At 25.9% G+C, this 21,938-nt stretch carries 22 protein-coding genes and 1 other RNA gene; 7 read left to right on the top strand and 16 right to left on the bottom strand.

From position 1 onward, the window contains the following. Positions 1-19: 19 nt before the first annotated feature. Together rpsI and rplM are read right to left on the bottom strand one after the other, a co-directional pair. The gene (rpsI, locus tag H0H54_RS02015; RefSeq protein WP_185863072.1) at positions 20-397 is read right to left on the bottom strand and encodes a 30S ribosomal protein S9; all 378 of its coding nucleotides are present in this window, start codon (positions 395-397) and stop codon (positions 20-22) included. Continuing rightward, positions 394-846 carry a 50S ribosomal protein L13 gene (gene rplM / locus H0H54_RS02020; RefSeq protein WP_185863073.1) on the bottom strand — a complete coding sequence of 151 codons (453 nt, stop codon included), beginning with the start codon at positions 844-846 and terminating at the stop codon, positions 394-396. The genes rpsI and rplM overlap by 4 nt, the downstream gene beginning before the upstream one ends. 187 nt (positions 847-1,033) lie before the next feature. Here rplM and dnaK point away from each other — a divergent pair, with 187 nt between their 5' ends. Further along, positions 1,034-2,941, top strand: coding sequence for a molecular chaperone DnaK (gene dnaK, locus H0H54_RS02025; protein WP_185863074.1), 1,908 nt, complete (start codon positions 1,034-1,036; stop codon positions 2,939-2,941). A gap of 34 nt (positions 2,942-2,975) precedes the next feature. Here the strand turns inward: dnaK and H0H54_RS02030 are convergent, their stop codons facing one another. From H0H54_RS02030 to rsfS, 4 genes are read right to left on the bottom strand one after another with little or no spacing between them, the layout of a single operon-like run. Continuing rightward, positions 2,976-3,644 carry a phosphatidylserine decarboxylase family protein gene (locus tag H0H54_RS02030; RefSeq protein WP_185863075.1) on the bottom strand — a complete coding sequence of 223 codons (669 nt, stop codon included), beginning with the start codon at positions 3,642-3,644 and terminating at the stop codon, positions 2,976-2,978. A gap of 37 nt (positions 3,645-3,681) precedes the next feature. Beyond that, complete coding sequence (locus H0H54_RS02035; protein ID WP_185863076.1) at positions 3,682-4,509, bottom strand: phosphatidate cytidylyltransferase; 828 nt, start codon at positions 4,507-4,509, stop codon at positions 3,682-3,684. 20 nt (positions 4,510-4,529) lie between these two features. Further along, on the bottom strand, positions 4,530-6,476 hold the full coding sequence (gene ftsH / locus H0H54_RS02040; RefSeq protein ID WP_185863077.1) for an ATP-dependent zinc metalloprotease FtsH: 1,947 nt from the start codon (positions 6,474-6,476) through the stop codon (positions 4,530-4,532). A gap of 43 nt (positions 6,477-6,519) precedes the next feature. Then, entirely contained in the window at positions 6,520-6,855 is a 336-nt protein-coding gene (gene rsfS / locus H0H54_RS02045) for a ribosome silencing factor (RefSeq protein ID WP_185863078.1), read from the bottom strand. Positions 6,856-6,952: 97 nt separating this feature from the next. Between rsfS and H0H54_RS02050 the strand changes: the two genes are divergently transcribed. After that, the gene (locus H0H54_RS02050) at positions 6,953-7,717 is read left to right on the top strand and encodes a biotin--[acetyl-CoA-carboxylase] ligase (protein ID WP_185863079.1); all 765 of its coding nucleotides are present in this window, start codon (positions 6,953-6,955) and stop codon (positions 7,715-7,717) included. A gap of 20 nt (positions 7,718-7,737) precedes the next feature. Here the strand turns inward: H0H54_RS02050 and yidC are convergent, their stop codons facing one another. Both yidC and H0H54_RS02060 read right to left on the bottom strand, forming a co-directional pair. Further along, on the bottom strand, positions 7,738-9,537 hold the full coding sequence (gene yidC / locus H0H54_RS02055) for a membrane protein insertase YidC (protein ID WP_185863080.1): 1,800 nt from the start codon (positions 9,535-9,537) through the stop codon (positions 7,738-7,740). Further along, on the bottom strand, positions 9,534-11,156 hold the full coding sequence (locus tag H0H54_RS02060; RefSeq protein WP_185863081.1) for a CTP synthase: 1,623 nt from the start codon (positions 11,154-11,156) through the stop codon (positions 9,534-9,536). The genes yidC and H0H54_RS02060 overlap by 4 nt, the downstream gene beginning before the upstream one ends. Before the next feature lie 138 nt (positions 11,157-11,294). On the opposite strand from H0H54_RS02060, the gene ffs reads away from it, so the two are divergent. Further along, positions 11,295-11,395, top strand: an RNA gene (ffs, locus tag H0H54_RS02065) — signal recognition particle sRNA small type. 39 nt (positions 11,396-11,434) lie between these two features. Then, positions 11,435-12,652 (top strand): ATP-dependent Clp protease ATP-binding subunit ClpX, encoded by a 1,218-nt coding sequence (clpX, locus tag H0H54_RS02070; protein ID WP_185863082.1) that lies wholly within the window; start codon positions 11,435-11,437, stop codon positions 12,650-12,652. On the opposite strand, the gene obgE is transcribed toward clpX, so the two are convergent. From obgE to lpdA, 3 genes are all read right to left on the bottom strand, one after another. Further along, positions 12,649-13,635, bottom strand: a complete 987-nt coding sequence (gene obgE / locus H0H54_RS02075) for a GTPase ObgE (protein ID WP_185863083.1) — start codon at positions 13,633-13,635, stop codon at positions 12,649-12,651. The genes clpX and obgE overlap by 4 nt on opposite strands. Positions 13,636-13,648: 13 nt before the next feature. After that, positions 13,649-14,269: a nucleoside monophosphate kinase gene (locus H0H54_RS02080; protein ID WP_394366888.1), complete on the bottom strand. Its 621-nt coding sequence runs from the start codon at positions 14,267-14,269 to the stop codon at positions 13,649-13,651. A gap of 103 nt (positions 14,270-14,372) precedes the next feature. Continuing rightward, positions 14,373-15,773 carry a dihydrolipoyl dehydrogenase gene (lpdA, locus tag H0H54_RS02085; protein ID WP_185863084.1) on the bottom strand — a complete coding sequence of 467 codons (1,401 nt, stop codon included), beginning with the start codon at positions 15,771-15,773 and terminating at the stop codon, positions 14,373-14,375. A 138-nt stretch (positions 15,774-15,911) separates the two neighbouring features. Between lpdA and fsa the strand changes: the two genes are divergently transcribed. Then, positions 15,912-16,577, top strand: a complete 666-nt coding sequence (fsa, locus tag H0H54_RS02090) for a fructose-6-phosphate aldolase (protein ID WP_185863085.1) — start codon at positions 15,912-15,914, stop codon at positions 16,575-16,577. Here the strand turns inward: fsa and H0H54_RS02095 are convergent. From H0H54_RS02095 to H0H54_RS02115, 5 genes are all read right to left on the bottom strand, one after another. Then, positions 16,574-16,891, bottom strand: coding sequence for a hypothetical protein (locus H0H54_RS02095; RefSeq protein ID WP_185863086.1), 318 nt, complete (start codon positions 16,889-16,891; stop codon positions 16,574-16,576). The genes fsa and H0H54_RS02095 overlap by 4 nt on opposite strands. Positions 16,892-16,903: 12 nt before the next feature. Continuing rightward, the gene (locus H0H54_RS02100) at positions 16,904-17,425 is read right to left on the bottom strand and encodes an outer membrane protein assembly factor BamD (RefSeq protein ID WP_185863087.1); all 522 of its coding nucleotides are present in this window, start codon (positions 17,423-17,425) and stop codon (positions 16,904-16,906) included. Further along, complete coding sequence (locus tag H0H54_RS02105; protein WP_185863088.1) at positions 17,418-17,924, bottom strand: ferritin; 507 nt, start codon at positions 17,922-17,924, stop codon at positions 17,418-17,420. Before H0H54_RS02105 ends, H0H54_RS02100 begins: the two co-directional genes overlap by 8 nt. A gap of 1 nt (position 17,925) precedes the next feature. Beyond that, positions 17,926-18,813, bottom strand: a complete 888-nt coding sequence (gene dapA / locus H0H54_RS02110) for a 4-hydroxy-tetrahydrodipicolinate synthase (protein WP_185863089.1) — start codon at positions 18,811-18,813, stop codon at positions 17,926-17,928. Positions 18,814-18,895: 82 nt separating this feature from the next. Next, positions 18,896-19,168, bottom strand: coding sequence for an RNA recognition motif domain-containing protein (locus tag H0H54_RS02115; protein ID WP_185863090.1), 273 nt, complete (start codon positions 19,166-19,168; stop codon positions 18,896-18,898). A gap of 200 nt (positions 19,169-19,368) precedes the next feature. Between H0H54_RS02115 and pncB the strand changes: the two genes are divergently transcribed. Further along, positions 19,369-20,547 carry a nicotinate phosphoribosyltransferase gene (gene pncB, locus H0H54_RS02120; protein ID WP_185863091.1) on the top strand — a complete coding sequence of 393 codons (1,179 nt, stop codon included), beginning with the start codon at positions 19,369-19,371 and terminating at the stop codon, positions 20,545-20,547. Between the two features lie 45 nt (positions 20,548-20,592). Continuing rightward, on the top strand, positions 20,593-21,936 hold the full coding sequence (miaB, locus tag H0H54_RS02125; RefSeq protein WP_185863092.1) for a tRNA (N6-isopentenyl adenosine(37)-C2)-methylthiotransferase MiaB: 1,344 nt from the start codon (positions 20,593-20,595) through the stop codon (positions 21,934-21,936). Positions 21,937-21,938 lie beyond the last annotated feature (2 nt).

A 21,938-nucleotide genomic window follows, 5' to 3' on the forward strand; every position in this document is an offset into this window, starting at 1 on the left:
TATATATTAATATTAGTTTCTAACGTTTTGAAAATTGATACTTTTTCCTAGCTTTTTTTTGACCAAATTTTTTTCTTTCTACTTCTCTAGGATCACGTGTTAGTAATCCTTCCGATTTCAATTTACTTCTGTACTTTATATCAACTTGACAAAGTGCACGAGATATAGCAAGACGTATCGCATCTGCTTGACCACTATATCCCCCACCAAAAACTTTCACATCTATATCAAATTGATTCAGTTTTTCCACTACCTCAATAGGGTACAATATTTTTTTATGAAGATACTCTGGAAAATATTGATATAATTTTTTAGAATTAACCGTTATTAATCCATTTCCTATTTTTAAATATATACGTGCTAGAGACCTTTTTCTTCTTCCTATAGAATGTATCATAATTTTTCAAATTTCAATAAAATGGGTTTTTGAGCCTTATGTTTATGTTCAGATTTTGGATATACGTGTAAATTTTTAAATATTAATCGTCCTAAACGATTTTTAGGTAACATTCCTTTTACTGATTTATATATTATATTTCTAGAATCTTTCTCGAATAAATTTCGAATAGAAACCGTCTTTTTTCCACCTGGATAACCGGTATGATAAATATATTTTTTATTATTCCATTTTCTTCCGGTAAGTTTTATTTGATTTGAATTAATCACAATAACATGATCTCCACAATTAACATGTGTAGAAAAAAAAGGCTTATGTTTTCCCATTATAATGTGAACAATTTTAGTGGACAATCTTCCTAAAATTTGGTTTTTTGCATCTATTATAACCCAAGATTTAACTACAGCATTTTCCTTAATCGAAGCAGTTTTTAAACTCAAGAAATCCATATTTTTTTGTTTTATTTTATCAATATAAGAAATATGAATGACTTTTTGTCATAAAAAACTTTTTTCATAAAAGCTTTTTATTGTCACACTTACTCTCTCTTTATTTATAAAGGTTTTTATTTTCATTATGGCATAATGATTGGAGTGCTTATTGAATGAAATTAATATATGAAAAAACGTAATAAAAATGAGTAAAATTATAGGTATAGATTTAGGTACAACAAATTCTTGTGTAGCCGTTATGGAAATTACTGATCCTGTTGTAATTCCGAATTCAGAAGGAAAAAGAACAACTCCGTCTATAGTAGCTTTTGTTGAAGGAGGAGAGAGAAAAATAGGAGATCCCGCTAAAAGACAAGCGGTTACCAATCCCCAAAAAACCATTTTTTCAATAAAAAGATTTATGGGAAGAATGTATTCAGAAGTCACTGAAGAATTAAAACATATTCCTTACAAAGTTATAAAAGGAGGGAACAACACTCCTAGAGTTGATATAGAAAAAAGATTATATGCTCCTCAAGAAATATCTGCAATGATTTTACAAAAAATGAAAAAAACGGCTGAAGATTATCTGGGGAAAGAAGTTAATAGAGCTGTAATTACTGTCCCAGCTTATTTTAATGATGCACAAAGACAAGCGACCAAAGAAGCTGGAGAAATAGCAGGACTAAAAGTAGAAAGAATTATAAATGAACCTACAGCAGCTGCTTTAGCTTATGGATTAGACAAAAGTAATCAAAATAAAAAAATTGCTGTATATGATTTAGGAGGAGGAACTTTTGATGTTTCTATCCTAGAATTAGGAGATGGAGTTTTTGAAGTTTTATCTACTAATGGAGACACTCATTTAGGGGGAGATGATTTTGATCAAGTTATCATTAATCATTTAGCAGATGAGTTTAAATATAAAGAAGGATTAGATTTGAGAAAAGATCCTATGGCTTTACAACGTTTAAAAGAAGCGTCAGAGAAAGCTAAAATAGAACTATCTTCTTCAAATCAAACAGAAATAAATCTTCCTTATATCACAGCAACGGAATCAGGACCAAAACATTTGGTTTTAACCTTAACTCGTTCAAAATTTGAACAATTATCAGAAAAGTTAATTAGACGTTCTATTAATCCCTGTTCTAAAGCATTAAAAGATGCAAATTTAACAACTCAAAATATAGACGAAGTAATTTTAGTAGGAGGATCCACGCGTATTCCAAAAGTACAAGAAGAAGTTGAAAAATTTTTCGGAAAAAAACCATCTAAAGGAGTTAATCCAGATGAAGTTGTAGCTATTGGTGCAGCTATACAAGGAGGAGTATTGACAGGAGATGTACAAAATGTATTATTACTAGATGTGACTCCTTTATCTTTAGGTATTGAAACTTTAGGGGGGGTTTTCACTAAACTTATTGAATCTAATACAACAATACCAACTAAAAAATCAGAAGTTTTTTCTACAGCATCTGATAATCAATCAGCGGTAACTATACGTGTAGGACAAGGTGAAAGACCCATGTTCAATGATAATAAAGAAATAGGAAGGTTTGATCTAGTAGATATTCCTCCTGCACCTAGAGGTATTCCTCAAATTGAGGTAACTTTTGACATAGATGCTAATGGAATACTTAATGTTTCTGCAAAAGATAAAGGGACAGGAAAAGAACAATCGATACGTATTGAAACCTCTTCAGGTTTAAATCAAGAAGAAATAGAAAAAATGAAAAAAGAGGCAAAAGAAAATGCTCAAAAAGATGAAAAAGTCAAAAAAGAAATAGAGAAGCTAAATGCTGCAGATAATCAAATTTTCCAATCAGAAAAACAATTAAAAGATTATGGTGAAAAATTATCTGAAAACAACAAAAAAAATATAAAAGATTCTATAGAAAAATTAAAAGAAGCACATTCTAAAAAAGATTTTTCTTCCATTGATAATTACATGAAAAAACTGAATGAAGCTTGGACTAATGCTTCTAAAGAAATTTATAATACAGAAAATATAAAAAATAAAAATAATAATCAATCAAATAAAAAAGAAAACGAAGAGAAAAGTAATAAAGGAAATGAAAACGTACAAGATGTAGATTATGAAGAAGTCAAATAAAAATTGATAAGATAAAGGGAGAGGGAGCTTGTTATCATGGAATAATGGAAATTTTAGTTCCTCCTCCAATGACTTTTTCTCCCTTTTTTACTAATATTATAGAATTTAATGGTAAAAAAATATCAACCCTGGATCCAAATTTTATGAATCCAAATTCATCTCCTTTTTTTACTAAGGAATTCTTTTTAGCATAAAGTACAATGCGTCTTGCTAAAAAACCAGCTATTTGTCGGAATAAGACTTCGTTTCCTCTAGAAGTCTTTATAACCGTTGTTGTATGTTCATTATGTAACGATGATTTAGGAGCCCAAGCTATGATATATTTACCAGGATGATGTTTTACATAAATGATTTTTCCAGAAACAGGAAATCTGTTAACATGTACATTAAAAGGAGACATAAAAATAGAAATACATACGCAATTTTTTTTAAAAAATTCATTCTCAAGGATTTGTTTTATATCCAGAATTTTTCCATCAGCAGGAGAAACGATTACTTCCTTATCATAATTTTCTTGATGAATGTCATAAAAATTTCTTTTGGGATTTCTAAAAAAGAAAATTAAAAAAAAATAAAATACAATCAAAAAAATTGATAAAAAAATATAAATTAATCTAGATAATAAAAAGAAAAAAAAAGTTAATAATAATACTATTATCACTAATGCATGTTTCAAAAATGAAATTCCTTCTTTATGAATCACGATGACATTATATTTTATTAATAAAACAGACGATTATTTAAAAAATATTATAAACAATACCAGTTACTACAGCAGCTATAATAGGAATCACGAAAATAAAACTGTCTAATCTATCCAAAAAACCCCCATGTCCAGGAAACCAAACGCCAGAATTTTTTACATTACAAGATCTTTTAATAGTAGATTCTACAAGATCTCCAATAGTAGAAAAAATAGGAACAGTAACAGATAAAATAAACCAATACTTTTTAGCCCATATTTTATACAAAAAAATTCCTAATATTACACAGAAAAATAAACCTCCAACTACTCCTTCTATTGATTTCTTGGGAGAAATAGATATAGCTATTTTTCTTTTTCCCCATTTTCTTCCTATTAAATAGGATAAAGAATCATTTGTCCATATTAAAATAAATATACCTAAAATTAATTGTTTTCCATGATGAACAATAGAATATATATAAGAAGCCAAATAAAATGGCATAATAATATATATGAGACCAAAAATTAGATGGCTAACTTGTACGATTTTTTCTTTATGAGAACATTTATTATAAAATAATTGAATCATAAGAAAAACAATAGAATAGGGAATAAAAAAAATTACATATGGTTTTAATCCTTTTTGTTTATCTATAAAAATGTCTATAAGAATAGGAAATAAAAAAAATAAAGAAGTAACTTTTATTAAAGTCATGTTCGTTTTTAATATTAATAAAAATTCAAATAGACAAAAACAAGACAATATCATCATTACTATTCTAAAAATTTTTTCTCCTTTTTCAATAGAAAAAATAATTGAAACAACATAAATCAAACCGGTAAAAAACCTTATTAGAAAGTCTATGTTTTTTTTTTTATTCATTATATTTTCAAGAAATCTTTTCAAGAAGAAGAGATATTACTAACAGAACTTAACATATCACCAATTTCATCTGGATAAGGTCTTTCTCCAAATATCTTTTTTAAATCTTCTCTAAAAATAACTTCTTTATCCAATAATTCATTTGCCAACATAGATAGTTTTTTTTCATTATCTTTCAATATATTTTTAGCTCTTTGATATTGTTCTGTTATAATTTTAGATATTTCTTCATCTATAATCTGAGCTGTTTTTTCACTATATGGTTTAGAAAAAGAAAATTCATTTTGTCCCGTGGAATCATAATAGGATACATTTCCTATTCTTTCGTTTAATCCAAAAATAGCTACCATAGATTGAGCTTGTTTCGTCACTCTTTCTAAATCGTTTAGAGCTCCAGTAGAAATATTACTAAATATAATTTCTTCTGCTGATCTTCCTGCTAATAATGCACATATTTCATCTTTCATTTGTTCTGGAGTTGTTAACTGTCTTTCCTCTGGTAAATACCATGCTGATCCTAAAGATCGACCTCTTGGAACTATAGTTACTTTAACTAAAGGCGCTGCATGTTCCAATAACCAACTTATTGTAGCGTGTCCTGCTTCATGATAAGCAATTCGTTTTTTTTCATTTGGTTTTATAATTTTGTTCTTTTTTTCCAAACCTCCAATAATACGATCTATTGCATCAAGAAAATCTTGATTTTCTATCTTAGATCTATCTTTTCTTGCTGCAATAAGAGCTGATTCATTACAAACATTAGCAATGTCAGCACCACTAAATCCTGGAGTTTGTCTTGCTAAGAAATCTATGTCTACGTCATCAGATAATACTAATCTTTTAAGATGTACATAGAATATTTCTTTTCTTTCATTTAACTCAGGCGGATCTACTAATATAGTGCGATCAAAACGTCCAGGACGAAGTAAAGCTTTATCTAAAATATCAGATCTATTAGTGGCAGCTAATACAATCACATTAGTCTGTGTCCCAAATCCATCCATTTCTGTTAAAAGTTGATTTAAAGTATTTTCTCTTTCGTCATTTGATCCAGCTATACTGCTTTTTCCACGAGCTCTTCCTATAGCATCTATTTCATCAATAAATATGATACATGGAGATTTTTCCTTCGCTTTTTCAAACAAATCTCTTACTCTAGAAGCACCCACACCTACAAACATTTCTACAAAATCTGATCCTGATAAAGAAAAAAAAGGGACTTTTGCTTCTCCAGCAACAGCTTTTGCTAATAAAGTCTTTCCTGTTCCAGGAGGACCTATTAACAGAGCCCCTTTAGGAATCTTTCCTCCCAGTTTCGTATATTTTTGGGGGCTTTTTAAAAATTCTACTATTTCTTGAACCTCCTCTTTTGCTCCTTCTAAACCAGCAACATCTTTAAATGTTATTTTTACATTATCATTTTCATCAAACAACTTCGCTTTGGATTTTCCTATATTAAATATTTGACCCCCAGGTCCTCCACTAGTAGATCCTATTCTTCTAAATAAAAAAACCCAAAAAATAATTAATAATATAAAAAATATACCATAATCAAATAAAAATTTAGTAATGGTGTATTCTTGCTGATTTTTAAAATCAATAATAGCAGTTAAATTATACTTTTTTTTATATTCTTCAAATTTTTTTTGAAAAAATTGTAAATCTCCTATTTCAAATTCATATTGTAATGGTTGTCTGATGAATTTTTTTTGATTTTTAATAATGTTGGGAACAGGATTATTAAATGATGAAAATTCTTTCTTTAAATAAACATATACTATTTCTCTATGTTTTACTATAATTTTTTGCACTTCTCCTTTCGATAATATATCAAAAAAAGTATCCTGATCTATTTTTATGGGATTAGAAAAAGAAGATTTAAAAAAAAATATTCCTAGAAATATAGCAAATATGACTACATATACCCAAAAAAAGTTATTTTTACTTTTTATTTTTTTATTTATCATATAAGTTTCTTCATTACTTAATATTTTATTTTAAATAAAAATCTTAATTATATTTTTGAATCGAATTGTGTTTCCAAAGATTTTCTATGTCATAATAGAATCTAATCTGTTCTTGAAAAATATGAACAACAATAGAAACATAATCAACCAGAATCCATTCTTTATTTTTTAATCCTTCTATATGCCATGGTCTTTTTTGTAATCTTTCAACTGTTGTTTTTTCTATAGATTGAGAAATAGCATATACTTGATTATGAGAATTCCCATTACAAATAACAAAATAATCACAAATAAAATTTGTATTCTCTTTTAAATCTATAACAGATATGTCTTTTCCTTTAACCATCTGAATCCCTTCTATAATCTTATCTAATAACAAAACAAAAATTGTTTTTAATTTTCATTAAATTTATTTCAAAAAAACAAAAATAAGGTTTTCGTTTTAAAGAAGTTGAATTTTACAATATAAAAACATTTTGAAAAAATTTATTTGGCCTATAAATCTAATTACATTAAAAGAAATTAATTCTACAAATCAATATGCTAGAAAATTTATTTCAAAAAAACATAACTGGATAGTTATTTGGACAATGAATCAAACCCAAGGGATAGGAATGAGGAAAAATTTATGGTATACAGAAAAAGAAAGAAATTTAACTTTTAGTATTGTTCTTAAACCTATTCAAACTTTATATGTAAAAAAAATGTACGTTATGAATATTGTTATAAGTAATGCTATACATAAAACCCTGTCTGAATGTTATAATAAAAAAAATAAAGAAAAAATTTGGATAAAATGGCCTAATGATATCATTATAAATAATAAAAAAGTATGTGGTATTTTAATAGAAAGCTGCGTCTTTTCACAAAAGATTCATACAATTATTATTGGTGTAGGTTTAAATGTTGATCAAAAACACTTCCAAAAAAAATGGAACGCCTCTTCATTAAAAGAAATATTCAATCTAAATTTTGATTTAAATTATCTTTTTTATAAGATCATATATTTTTTTCAAAAAGAATATCTTTTTTTTACAATTTATGGAGAAAAATTTATACGAAAATATTATATAGATTATTTGTACTTAAAAAATCAAGTTTCTATTTTTTATATTTTCAAAACGAACAGTTATATTTCTGGCATCATACGTTCTGTAACAGATCAAGGATTTTTAATGGTTGAACACAATAATAGATTATATTTTTTTATGGAAAAAGAAATAGAATTTTTTATTATATAGTGTCTTTTTTTATTTATACTTTACTTTTTATTTTCTATTTCTTTTTTTATATTTTTCCAATAATTATGTTTTGCAACTTTTTTTTCTTGGATTTTAACAAAAATTTTTTTTTCGTCCAACATAAATTCTTTAATAAAAAAGAAAAAACCAATATTAATTATATTAGATATAAAATAATATAAAGATAAAGCAGATGCATAACTGTTTATAAAAAATAACATTATAATAGGCATCAAATATAATAAAAAATTCATATTAGGAATAGAAGAATCGTTCTCATTTTTAGGGAAATCTTTTTTTCCATTATTACTTAATTTCGTGTAAACTAATAATGCAAAAGAATATAATAAAGTCAATAAACTTACATGATTCCCATAAAAAGGGATAAAAAAGGGTAATTTTAATATTGAATCATATGAAGTAAGATCTTCCACCCATAAAAAAGATTTTCCTCTCAAATTAATTATAGTAGGGAAAAACTTAAATAAAGAATAAAAAATAGGGATCTGAAACAATGTAGAAATACATCCAGACATTGGATTAATTCCTACATTTTTATATAATTCCATCATAGCTCTTTGTTTTTTGAAAACATCGCCTCTATATTTATGACTTAATTTTTCGATTTCTGGGCGAATTAATTTCATTATAGCACTTAATTTATATTGTTTATAAGTTATTGGATACAATATAAGTTTTACAACTACAGTCATAAAAATGATAATAATTCCATAATTTAAATTTGTTTTTTCCAAAAATTGAAAAATTATTAAAAAAAAATATTTATTAATCCACTTGAGGAACCCCCATCCAAACGGAATAATATTTTCGAATCCATTTTGATATTTTTTCAACAAATTAAAATCCAAAGGACCAAAATAAAAACGAAAAGAAAGATGAAATTCTTCATCTTTTTCCGTATTTATAAATGTTTTCAATCGTATTTTTTTTAAAAAAGATCCTGAGGAATAATTTTCAGATTGAACAAAAACATTTTTTAATATTTTTTTTGGAATAAGTATAAAAGAAAAAAACTGTTGCTTATGAGCTATCCAATTCACTCTATATATATTTTTATATTCTGTTTTTTTTTCAGATAAATATTTCACAGAAGAAGTGTAATTGTTTAAGTCGTTATGAGAATCAGAATAATATACTTGAGTATAAGAATTTTCCCAATCTCTATCCTTTTCTAAGGATGAAATCCTATGTTCTAAACTTAAATAAGATCCATGTTTTAAAAAAGAAAAATTTTTAGCTCTAATAGAAAAATTAATATCATACTGATCTTTTTCTCCTATTGTATATATATAGTCTAAAAATCCTTTTTCCTTATCATAAGGATTTTTAGCTCTCATAATGAGAGTTGTAATTCCTGATATTTTATTTTTTTCTAACAAAAAAGGCTGAAAATATAAGGTATCTGTATTTATGTTTAATCCTTTTTTATTAGAAAAAAATAATTTGTATAAAAAATTATAACTTTTTATTAAATAAAGATCTTTGGCATGATATGATAATGAAGAATCATATGCCTTATATTTTTTTAAAAAAACCTCATTAATATTTCCTCCTAAACTAGATATTTTAAGTTTTAAAACATTATTTTCTAATAAAAAAAAATCATTCTTTTTTCTTTTTTCAGTATAAAAAGTTTCTTTTTTTGGGAAAAATTCTTGATTTTTTTTATGATTGTTGAAATTTAATTTTTTATCATTATCATTGATTACATTATTGTTTAGATAAGTAAAAATCATTAAAACAAACAATATAAGAATGAATCCTATTATATGGCTATAATCTAAATTTTTATCTCTCATATATAAGAAGAATTCTGAGAAGATATAGATACTTGTATAAAATTAGTAAATAAAGGATGAGGATTCGTTACTGTACTTTTATATTCAGGATGATATTGAACACCTAAGAAAAAAATATGATTTTCCAATTCTAAAGCTTCGACCAAGCCTGTTTCTGGGTTTATTCCAACGGCCTTCATTCCGGCATTAGAAAAACACTCCAAATAATTATTGTTAAATTCATATCTATGGCGATGTCTCTCAAAAATTTCCTTTTTTCCTCCATAAATAGAAAATATTTTGGATCCTTTTACAAGAGTACATTTCCAATTTCCTAATCGCATTGTTCCTCCTATATAAGTTAATTTTTTTTGTTTTTCCATTAAATTTATTACTGGATGAGATGTATTCGGGTTTGTTTCATAACTTTCTGCTTTTTTCAAACCTAATACATTTCTGGCAAATTCTATCACAGCGATTTGCATTCCCAAACATATTCCAAAAAATGGAATTTTATTTTCTCTGGCATATTTTACTGCGAGTATTTTTCCTTCTATCCCCCTATTTCCGAATCCTGGAGCTACTAAAATACCTGAAATTCCTTTGAAATATTTTTTTACATTCTTTTCTTTTATCATTTCTGAATAAATCCATTTTATATCAACATAAGTTTTGTTTTCTGTCCCCGCATGAATTAAAGCTTCTGTTATAGATTTGTAAGAATCATGTAGAGAAACATATTTTCCAACTAATGCTATTTTTGTTTCAAATTTTGGATTTTTATATTTTTTTACAAAAACTTTCCACTTTTTTAAATTTGGAACAGAAACAGTAGATAAATTCAAATGATTTAATACGACTTCATCAAAACTTTGTAAATGTAATAAACAAGGAATTTCATATATAATTTTAGTATCTATTGATTCAATAACATTTTTTGGTTTTACATTACAAAATAATGCTAATTTTTTCCTAATATTATCAGATATATGTTTTTCCGTTCTACATACTAGAATATCTGCTTGTATTCCATTTTCCATCAAATTTCTAACAGAATGTTGTGTTGGTTTTGTTTTAATTTCTCCAGTCACTGTAATATATGGAAGCAATGTCAAATGAATGACCAATCCATTAAATCTTCCCAATTCCCATTTTAACTGACGTACTGATTCAATATAAGGTAGACTTTCTATATCTCCTACAGTCCCTCCTATTTCAGTAATAACAATATCATAATTTTTAGACTCTCCCAAAATTTTTATCCGTCTTTTGATTTCATTAGTGATATGAGGGATAACTTGTACTGTTTCACCTAAATAGGTCCCTTTTCTTTCATTATCTATTACTGTTTTATATATTAAACCTGATGTAACGTTGTTTTCTTTACTTGTAGGTTGATTTAAAAATCGTTCATAATGTCCCAAATCTAAATCTGTTTCAGCTCCATCTTGAGTCACAAAACATTCTCCATGTTCGTAAGGATTTAAAGTACCTGGATCTATGTTAAAATAAGGATCCAATTTTAATATTGAAACTTTATATCCTCTAGCTTTTAATAACATACCTAATGAAGCCGAAACTATTCCTTTTCCCAAAGAAGAGGTAACACCTCCTGTGACAAAAATATATTTTGTATCCATTAAAATAAAAATAAAAACCCCATGTTTTATTGGTTTTTTCTAACATAAATAACAAAAATTTATATTTAACCAAACAGGGAAAATTATTACTTAAAAAAACGAGAATTTATGATTTTTTTTTTATATTTACCAAAACTGGAGCAAGTCCTACACAATCAGCTCCCTATAAATCCTCCAGGGTGGGAACACAGCAAAGGTAAATAGGTTGTAGCGATGTGATGTAGTCAAGCTTGCTCCTTTTGTACATTATATCTATTCATAAAAAAGCATGGATATTTATGGAGAATTCGTTAAAATGTAATTTTTGTGGAAGAAACAAAAATGATATTACCTTTCTTATATCTGGAATAAATGGGCATATTTGCAATTTTTGTATAGAAAAAACTTATTCCATTATTCATAAAAAATTTATTATTAAAAATAATCACGAAAACAAAAATAAGTTTACAAAAGAAAAAATCAAGAAACCTAAAGAAATAAAATCTTTTCTAGATAAATATGTTGTGGGACAAAATGAGGCAAAAAAAATCCTATCTGTAGCTGTTTATAATCATTATAAACGGATTCAAAAACAATGGAATAATAATAAAGACTTTACAAACATAGAAATAGAAAAATCTAATGTTTTATTAATTGGCGATACAGGAACAGGAAAAACTTTGCTAGCAAAAAGTATATCAAAACTTTTAAAAGTACCCTTTGCTATAGCTGACGCTACGACTCTAACAGAGGCTGGATATGTAGGTGAAGATGTAGAATCTATTTTAACTAAACTATTACAATCCGTTAATTATGATATAGAGTCTGCTGAGAAAGGAATTATTTTTTTGGATGAAATAGATAAAATTTCTAGAAAAAGTAATAATCCTTCTATTACTAGAGATGTATCTGGAGAAGGGGTACAACAAGCATTACTAAAAATATTAGAAGGATCTATTGTCAATGTTCCTCCACAAGGGGGAAGAAAACATCCAGATCAAAAAATGATACAAATGAATACTGAAAATATATTATTTATAGCTGGAGGAACATTTGATGGTATAGAAAAAATTATTTCTGATAGAATAGAAGATATATCTATAGGTTTTCTTACTAAAGAAAGAAAAATAAAAAATAGAAAAAAAAATCATATAAAAAGTATTCTATCTGAAGATTTAAGAAAATTTGGATTAATCCCAGAAATTATAGGAAGATTTCCTATAATTTCTTATTTAAATCCACTAAATAAAAATATATTAAAAAAAATACTAATAGAACCAAAAAATGCTTTAATAAAACAATATCAAAAATTATTTGACATGGATCATATTTCTTTGAACATTACAGATGAAGCACTAAATGTTATAGTAGATAAAACATTTCAGTTAGGTTTAGGAGCTAGAGGATTACGAATATTTTGTGAAAAAATATTTTTAGATTACATGTTTGACATAGAAAATATTCAATCTACATTGAATATAGATAAAAATATTGTTAAAAAAAAGCTTTCTTATTAATTTAGGATCCTTATTAATTCCCATAATTTTTCTATTAATTCTGATAATCCTTCTTTTGTAAAAGAAGAAATAAAAACAACGTTTTCTTTCAAGAAAAAACCCTTTATTTTCTTTTTTTTATCATCATTTATTAAATCAGATTTAGATATCGCTAATAAACGTTTTTTATTTAAAAGATTTGAATTGAATTTTTTTAATTCATTCAATAATATTAAATATTCTTTTTTTTTATCTTTTGTATCTGAGGATATTAAAAATAACAAAACAGAATTTCGTTCTATATGTCTTAGAAAACGATGCCCTAAACCTTTTCCTTCAGATGCTTTATCTATGATTCCAGGAATATCAGCTACTAAAAAAGAATTAAAATCAACTTTTACTACTCCTATATTTGGAGTTTTAGTTGTAAAAGAAAAATTTCCTATTTTAGGTTTTGCTTTTGTGATTACAGAAAGCAAGGTGGATTTTCCAGTATTAGGAAAACCTATAAATCCTACATCTGCTAAAATTTTTAGTTCTAAAAAAATCCAATTTCCTTTTGTTTTGATTCCGGGTTGTGCATAATAGGGAGATTGACAAACCGAATTTTTAAAAAAAGAATTTCCTTTTCCTCCTGTTCCTCCTTTAAACAAAATTCTTTTTTGATAATTTTGTGTTATTTCCATTATTATGTTTTCTTTCTCATCTTTTACTATAGTACCTACAGGTACCTCTATTAATAAATCTTCTCCATTTGCTCCGGTTATATTATTTCCTTTTCCTGGAAATCCAGATTTAGCAATCCAATGTTTGTGATATTTTAAATGTAAAAAAGTATGAATGTGAGAATTTCCTTGAATAATAATATCTCCTCCTTTTCCTCCTGTTCCTCCATCTGGACCACCCCTATGTACATATCTGTTTCTATGAAAATGAACGCAACCAGATCCTCCATTTCCGCTTTTACAATAAATTTTTATAAAATCAACAAAACAATTTTTCATATTTTCATAAAAATTAATATAATAAATTCAGAATTTTTTTTTCTATAAAAATAGAAATTTTATCTACAGATAAAGAAGCGTTTAATTTTACTATATTATTTTTACATTTATGATTTTTCCATATCAAAGAAGTTTCTTTATCATATTCTTTTATTCTCCTTTGAACTGTAATAATATCTATGTCATCATTACGATTACTTGTTTCCCCTCTTTTTAATAATCTATTTATTATCATTTTTTTTGAAATAAAAAAATAGAAAATTATATTAATTTTTCCCAAACAAAATTTTTTTAATACTTTTTCTAGAGAAAAAATCTGATTTTTAGTTCTAGGATATCCATCATAAATAATTCCTTTGGCTTTAAAATGTTTTTGAATTTCTGTATTTAACATATTTGTGGTTATTCGATCAGGCACTAATGCTCCTTTATTGATATAATAACTCGCTAATTTTCCCAGATTAGTTTTTCTTTTTATATGATTTCTGAATATCATTCCAGTAGATAAATGTATGAAACCAAATTTATTTGATATGATTTTAGCTTGAGTTCCTTTTCCACAACCTGGTGGGCCAAACAATATAATATGTATCATAAAACAATAAAAATTATGAATTTCATGTAAAGAAGACATAGTATATGAATTTTAACGTGTACTCATTGAGTACAAAATAAAAACAATATATGTGTGTGGAAATATAGAAATAGAAGAAGAGTGTTTTTTTTAATTGATAAACTTATAAATGAATTGCTTTTCCATAAGCGTTAGCTATAGATTCTATAATAGATTCACTTAATGAAGGGTGAGGATGTATACTTCCCAAAATTTCATAGCTAGTTGTTTCGAGTTTTCTAGCAACTACCACTTCTGAAATTAAATCTGTAACATGATTCCCTATCATATGACATCCTAACCATTCATCATATTTATCATCAAAAATTACTTTTACAAAACCATCAGTATTTTCATCAGAAATAGATCTACCTAAAGCACTAAAAGGAAATTTTCCTACTTTTATTTTAAATCCTTTTTCTTTAGACTCTTTCTCTGTATAACCTACTGAAGCCATTTCAGGAAGTGAATAAACACATTTTGGAACATTATTGTAATTTATTTTCTGACAATTTAAACCTTTTATATTTTCAATACAATTTATTGCTTCATGCGATGCAACATGAGCTAAAGAAGGGGTATTAATTACGTCTCCTATAGCATAATACCCATCTATATTCGTACGATAATTTTCATCTACGACTATAAATCCTCTTTCTGTTTGAATTCCTACTTCTTCCAATCCAATATATTTAATATTAGGAACCACTCCTATAGCGGATAGAATAGTATCAGTTTTTAATACAATATTTTCCAACGGGGTTTTAATGTCAACAATAATTTCAAAAGTTTCATTATTATAAGTGATTTTATTTATACTAGAAGACACATAGTTTTGAATTCCTATTTTATCAAAATAATGTTTCAAATAGTCAGATATATCATCATCCCCATTTGGATACAATTTAGAGCATACTTCTATGACAGTAACTTTTGTCCCCATAGAATGATAAAAATATGCAAATTCCAATCCTATAGAACCAGAACCTACAATTATCATTTTTTTGGGTAATGAAGACAAGGACAACGCTTCTTTATATGTTATAATTTTTTTTCTGTCATATTGAAATCTTGTGTCAATTTTAGGAATTGCACCAGTAGCAATAACAATATTTGAGGCTGAATATTCTCCTATGCTTTTTTCATTTTTAAAAATTTCTATTTTTTTTCTTTTTTTTAGTTGTGCATTTCCAAAAATAACATGAACTCCATTTTTTTTTATTAAAAATGAAACACTTTTTTTGAGTTTATCAACGATTGTTCTGCTTTTGTAAAGAATTTTAGGGTAATTTACCTTAATATCTTGATTTTTTACACCAAATAATTCCCCATTTTTCTTTATGGATTGTAGAATTTTTGCGTTATTTAAAAGCGATTTAGTAGGGATACAGCCCCAATTTAAGCATATTCCTCCAATTGATTCTTTTTCCACAATAGCTGTTTTCATTCCAAGTTGTGCTGCACGTATAGAAGCCACATAGCCTCCAGGGCCACTTCCTAAAATAATAACATCAAAATGCTGCATATATCATAATATAAATAAATAAAACATATAAATTTACAGTTTTTTCTGTTTAATAATTTATGAAAAAGAAAACAATAAAATAAAAAGACTTTCTTGAAAATATTATAAATTTGTTCAGATATACAAGTATAATTAATTATGAAGTTTTTTATAGATACAGCTAATTTAAAAGAAATTGATGAGGCGAGATCATTAGGTATGTTAGATGGAATTACGACAAATCCATCTTTGATATCAAAAGAATCTCTTTTTAGTCACAAAGAAATTTATGAACATTATATAGCTATATGTAAACGTTTGAAAAATGATGAAAATGTGAGTGCAGAAGTTATCAGTACTAACTATACTGATATGATTAAAGAGGGGGAGAAACTTGCTTTATTGCATCCAAAAATTGTAGTAAAAATACCTATAACAAAAAACGGAATTAAGACTATTAAATATCTTTCCAATAAAAAAATTAAAACCAATTGTACTCTTATTTTTTCTACAGGACAAGCTATTTTAGCAGCGAAAGCTGGAGCTACTTATGTTTCTCCATTCGTAGGGAGATTAGATGACGTATCTTATAACGGATTGAATTTAATACAAGAAATCAAAAGTATATACGAAAATTATTGTTTTGAAACAAAAATATTAGCAGCCTCTATACGTCATCCTTTACATATCGTAGAATGTTTTAAAATTGGGGTATACGCCATAACTACTCCCATAAATATTATTTATTCTTTGCTGAATCATCCATTAACCAACATAGGATTGGATAAATTTATAAAAGATTTTCATAAAAAAATAAATAATTAAATTTGAATTTTTCCATTCAGCAAATATTGAATAGAAATAGATGTAGATTTTGGAAGTTTTTCATAGAATCTTGACAATTCAATTTGTTCTTTATTTTCAAAAGTTTCTTCTAAATTATTTTTATTCATATTCATAGGATTAAATTCATCCAATTTAGCATATAAATCCTCTTTAATTTGATTAAAAATTTTCTGACTTATTTTTTCTAAAATACATATAGTTTCATATATATTTTTTCCTGATTTCTTTTCTAATTGAATACGATCTATAGTTTCTGTATTTATTGGGACATTAATATCTATTAAAAAATTCATGCAATTTATGTTCTAATTTTTATATAAAATTTCTAATTTTTTTGCATTAGAAGAATATGGAAAATTTTTCATGTACTCATCGTATGATTTTATAAAATTTTTCCTATTACTGAGTTTATGTTGACATACACAAATTTTGTACATAGCTTCTTCTTTTAAAGAGCTTTTTGGAAAATTTTTAATAAAGTCTTGAAAACAAATCAAAGAAGACTGATATTTTTGTGTTAAAAAATAATAATTAGCAATATTATAATCCTTTTTTTCTATTTTATTCAATAACTTTTCAATAAAATTATAAACTTCTTTTACTTTTGTACTATTAGGATAGTCCTTAATAAACTGACTTAATTTTTCAATTGCAATCTTAGTTTTTGTTTGATCCAAATCGAAATTTGGGGACGAAAGAAAATAACGTCTTCCTTTTTCAAACAAGATTTGATCTTCATATGAAATTTTTTCAGTGATATCTGTAAAACATCCTTTATGAAGGAAAGGAATCGATAATACTGATATAAAAAAAATAATTTTATTCAAAATTTTTATGAAAATTTTTCATGTCTTTATCAAACAAATATAATCCTCCTTTATCTTCTCTTATTAATTCTATTTTATCTAAAATCGTTTTAATTAAACTTTCTTCTTCTATTTGCTCTTTAACATACCATTGCAAAAAATTATATGTAAAATAATCTTTTTCTTGCAAAGAGATTTCTACCAAAAGATTTATTTCTTTAGAAATTGTTTTTTCATGTTCAAATAATTTCATAAATAATTCTTTCAAAGATAAAGATGTAATGTTTGGAATTAACATCCTATCATTATTCAAAATAGCATTTCCTCCTCTTTTATTGATATATCTAATCAATTTTAACATGTGAATTCTTTCTTCATTTGAATGATCATATAAAAATTCACATACTCCTTCGTAACCTTTTCTCTCAGACCAAGACGCCATAGACAAATATAATTGAGAAGATTCTGATTCTCTATTCAACTGCCTTGTTAATCCTTTTTGTATTTTTTCACTAAGCATATCATATACTTTTTATTTTTTTTAATAAAAGTAACATCTTTTTTCTTAAATATGGAGTCCCCATTAATAATGGTAATCTCACATATGAATTACATATTCCTATTATATCTAATAAAGTTTTAATTCCTGTAGGATTTCCTTCTTCATAAATAAGATCTATTATATCAAGAATATTATAAAAAATAGAAAAAGCTTTTTTGATATTATTGTCCCTTGCTAGAGATACCATATTAGAAATTTGATCAGGAAACCCTTGAGCAATTACAGAAATCACCCCTTCTCCTCCACCTAATACAACAGGTAAAGTTATAAAATCATCCCCTGATATGACACTAAAATCTTGGGGTTTATTTTCTAAAATTTTATAAGATTGTAAAACATCTCCAGAAGCTTCCTTAACGCCTATTATATTTTTGAAATTATAAGCTAAACGTAAAACAGTATCTGGCATAATATTAGAACCTGTTCTTTTAGGAACATTATAAAGAATAATATCCGATCCTGTCTGATCAACAATTGATTTAAAGTGTTGATATATTCCTTCCTGAGAAGGGTTGTTATAATAAGGAGAAACTGAAAGAATAGCATAAAAATCCGATAAGTTTTTTATGCTATTTATTTCTTTTATAACATTTTCTGTGTTGTTTCCTCCTAATCCCAATATTAAAGGAAGTTTTTTATAATTTACCCTTTGAATACATTTTACCACATCCCATTTTTCTTCCTTTTTTAAGGTTGCTGTCTCTGCTGTTGTCCCCAATGCAACTAGATAATCTACATTATTATTCACAACATATTTCACAAGCTTTTCAAGCCCATTGAAATCAATCTTTCCATCCTTTTTAAAAGGAGTAACTAACGCTACACCTGTTCCATATAATTTTTTCATAAGAATATAATTTTTATTTCATAATGATAATTTACAGATGTAAGCGTCCAACATATATAGCATATAAAAGGAAAAATAATAATTAATAATCTTTTCTCGCTCTTGGTCTAGCTGCAGATACAATAATATTTCGTCCCATAAACTCTGTCCCATTTAATTTTTCTATAGCTTGTTTAGCATTTTCTTCGCTAGACATTTCTATAAATCCAAATCCTTTACTTTTTTTATTTGATGTAGATTCATCAAAAATTATTTTGGCATGAGTAACTTCTCCTACAGATTCGAAATATTTTTTTAACTCTTGTTCTGTCATATCGTAAGATAAATTTCCTACGTATAATTTCGTGTTGTCCATAATTGAAAATAAATTGTTTTAAAAGCAAATTTAGAGAAATATTTTTTCTAAAAAAGAAAAATATATTACTTGATATAATATTAAGTTAAGAAGGAATTTTAAATAATGATTTATTTTCTTATTATGAAGATAAAGAATCCCAAATAAAATTTGGGAATTTTTTTGTATTAAATTTTTAAAATTTTTTTTTAATAACTATAATGAATAATTTTTCTATTGTGTCATCATTATTGGATAATGATTTTTATAAGTTTACAATGCAAAATGCTGTAATTAAATTATTTCCATCAGCTAAAGCTAAATATGAATTTATCAATAGAGGCCGGCATTCTTTTCCTAAAAATTTTGATAAAATTCTGAAAGAAAATTTAAACAAAATGGCTTATTTAAAACTTTCGGAAGAAGAAAGAATTTATTTAGAAAAATATTGTCCTTATTTAGATTCTTCTTATCTAGATTTTTTAAAAAAATATCAATATAATCCAAAAGAAGTAAATATATTTCAAAAAGGAAAAAATATACAAATGTATATAGAAGGTTTATGGAGCAGCACTATATTATGGGAAGTCCCTTTAATGGCCATTATATCTGAATTATATTATAGATTAACAGGAGCTAAAAAAATATCAGAAAACAAAATTAAAAATATAACAAAAGAAAAATTAAAAAAATATAAAAAATTAAAAGTTAAAATTGGAGAATATGGAACAAGAAGAAGACATTCTTATAAAGTTCATAAATTAGTATTAAAAACATTAACAGAAGAAGGCGACCCATTTTTTATGGGGAGTAGTAATGTTCATCTTTCTCATATTTTTTCAATAAAACCAATAGGGACACAAGGTCATGAATGGATAATGTTTCATGCAGCAAAATATGGGTTTAACATTGCAGATCGTTTGGCTATGGAAAATTGGTTGAATATTTATAAAGGAAAACTAGGGATAGCTTTATCTGATACATATACTTCTCCAATTTTTTTTAAAAACTTTGATGAAAAACTTTCAAATATCTTCAAAGGAGTGAGACATGATAGTGGGGATCCTATTTTTTTTGCCAAAGAAACTATTAAACATTACAAAAAATTTAAAATAAATCCTATAAGAAAAAAAATTATATTTTCAGATAATCTTGACCCATGTAAAGTCGCTTATATTTCTTCTTTTTGTAAAAACAAAATAGATGCTTGTTTTGGAATAGGAACTAATTTTACTAATGATGTCGGTGTTCCTTCCATGAACATGGTCATAAAAATGGTTAAAGCACTTCCGGAAGAAAAAAAAAAATGGATATCAGTAGTTAAACTTTCTAATGTTAAAGAAAAATCCACAGGAAAAAAAAATATGATTTTTTTTGCTAAAAAAATTCTTCATATATAATTTATGTCATAATGACATTATGTATTTTTATTGTAAAAAATATATATGAATAATAAAAGTTTTTACATTGAAAATTATGGTTGTCAAATGAACATATCAGATAGTGATATTATTACTTCCATTTTGTTGAAAAATGGTTTTATTTTATCTGAAAATTTAGATAAGTCAGACATAATATTATTAAATGCTTGTTCTATTCGGGAAAAAGCAGAATTTACTTTAAAAAAAAGACTGGAACAATTAAAGTTTATTAAAAAAAAGAAAAAAATTTGGATTGGAGTAATAGGATGTTTTTCAAAGACAATTAAAAATTTTTTTATACACCAGAAAATAGTAGATTTTTTTGTTAAGCCAGATTCTTATAGAGAAATCCATAATTTTATTTATTATTCTATGGCGGGAAAACAGTATTTTTCCAGTGTTAAAAACAATGAAACTTATGCTGATATAAGTTTCATAAATTTAAAGAAACAGAATAACAATAAAATAACTACCTTTTTAAGCATAACAAGAGGTTGTAACAATATGTGTACATTTTGTATTGTCCCTTTTACTAGAGGAAGAGAAAGAAGTCGTGATCCATATTCCATAATAAAGGAATGCAAACGTTTATATCAGAATGGTTATAAAGAAATAACACTTTTAGGGCAAAATGTAGATTCTTATGTGTGGGGAGAAGAAAATGAAGCTAAAAGCCATAAAAGTATTGTAGATTTTTCTAAACTTTTGGATCTTCTAGCTCAAGAAGTCCCTTTTATGAGAATTAGATTTTCTACATCTAATCCTCATGATATGTCTGATGAAGTATTAAAAGTAATTTCTAAACATACAAATATTTGTAAACATATTCATTTACCTGTTCAGTCTGGAAGTAACAAAATATTAAAATTAATGAATAGAAAATACACACGGGAAAAATATCTTCTTTTAGTTAAAAAAATCAAAGATATTATACCTGAATGTTCTATTTCTCATGATATTATTAGTGGGTTCTGTAATGAAAATGAAGAAGATCATCAAGACACCATAAGTTTGATGAATGAAATTAAATATAATTATGGTTATATGTTTTCTTATTCTCCAAGGCCTGGTACTTATGCTTACAGGAAACTAAAAGACAATGTCCCTGAACATATAAAGAAAAAGCGATTAATAGAGATTATTGGTTTACAAAGAAATCATTCATTTTATAGAATGCAAGAACATTTAGATAAAATAGAAGAAGTTTTAATAGAAGGAATTTCGAAGAAAAATAATCAATATTGGTATGGAAGAAACACACAAAATTTAGTTGTAGTTTTTCCTAAAAAATCACTATATATAGGAGATATAGCGTATGTTAAAATTATAGATGCTACATCTGCAACTTTAATAGGAAAATCATTATAAAT

Source organism: Blattabacterium cuenoti, from assembly GCF_014251815.1.
Lineage (GTDB): Bacteria > Bacteroidota > Bacteroidia > Flavobacteriales > Blattabacteriaceae > Blattabacterium > Blattabacterium cuenoti_E.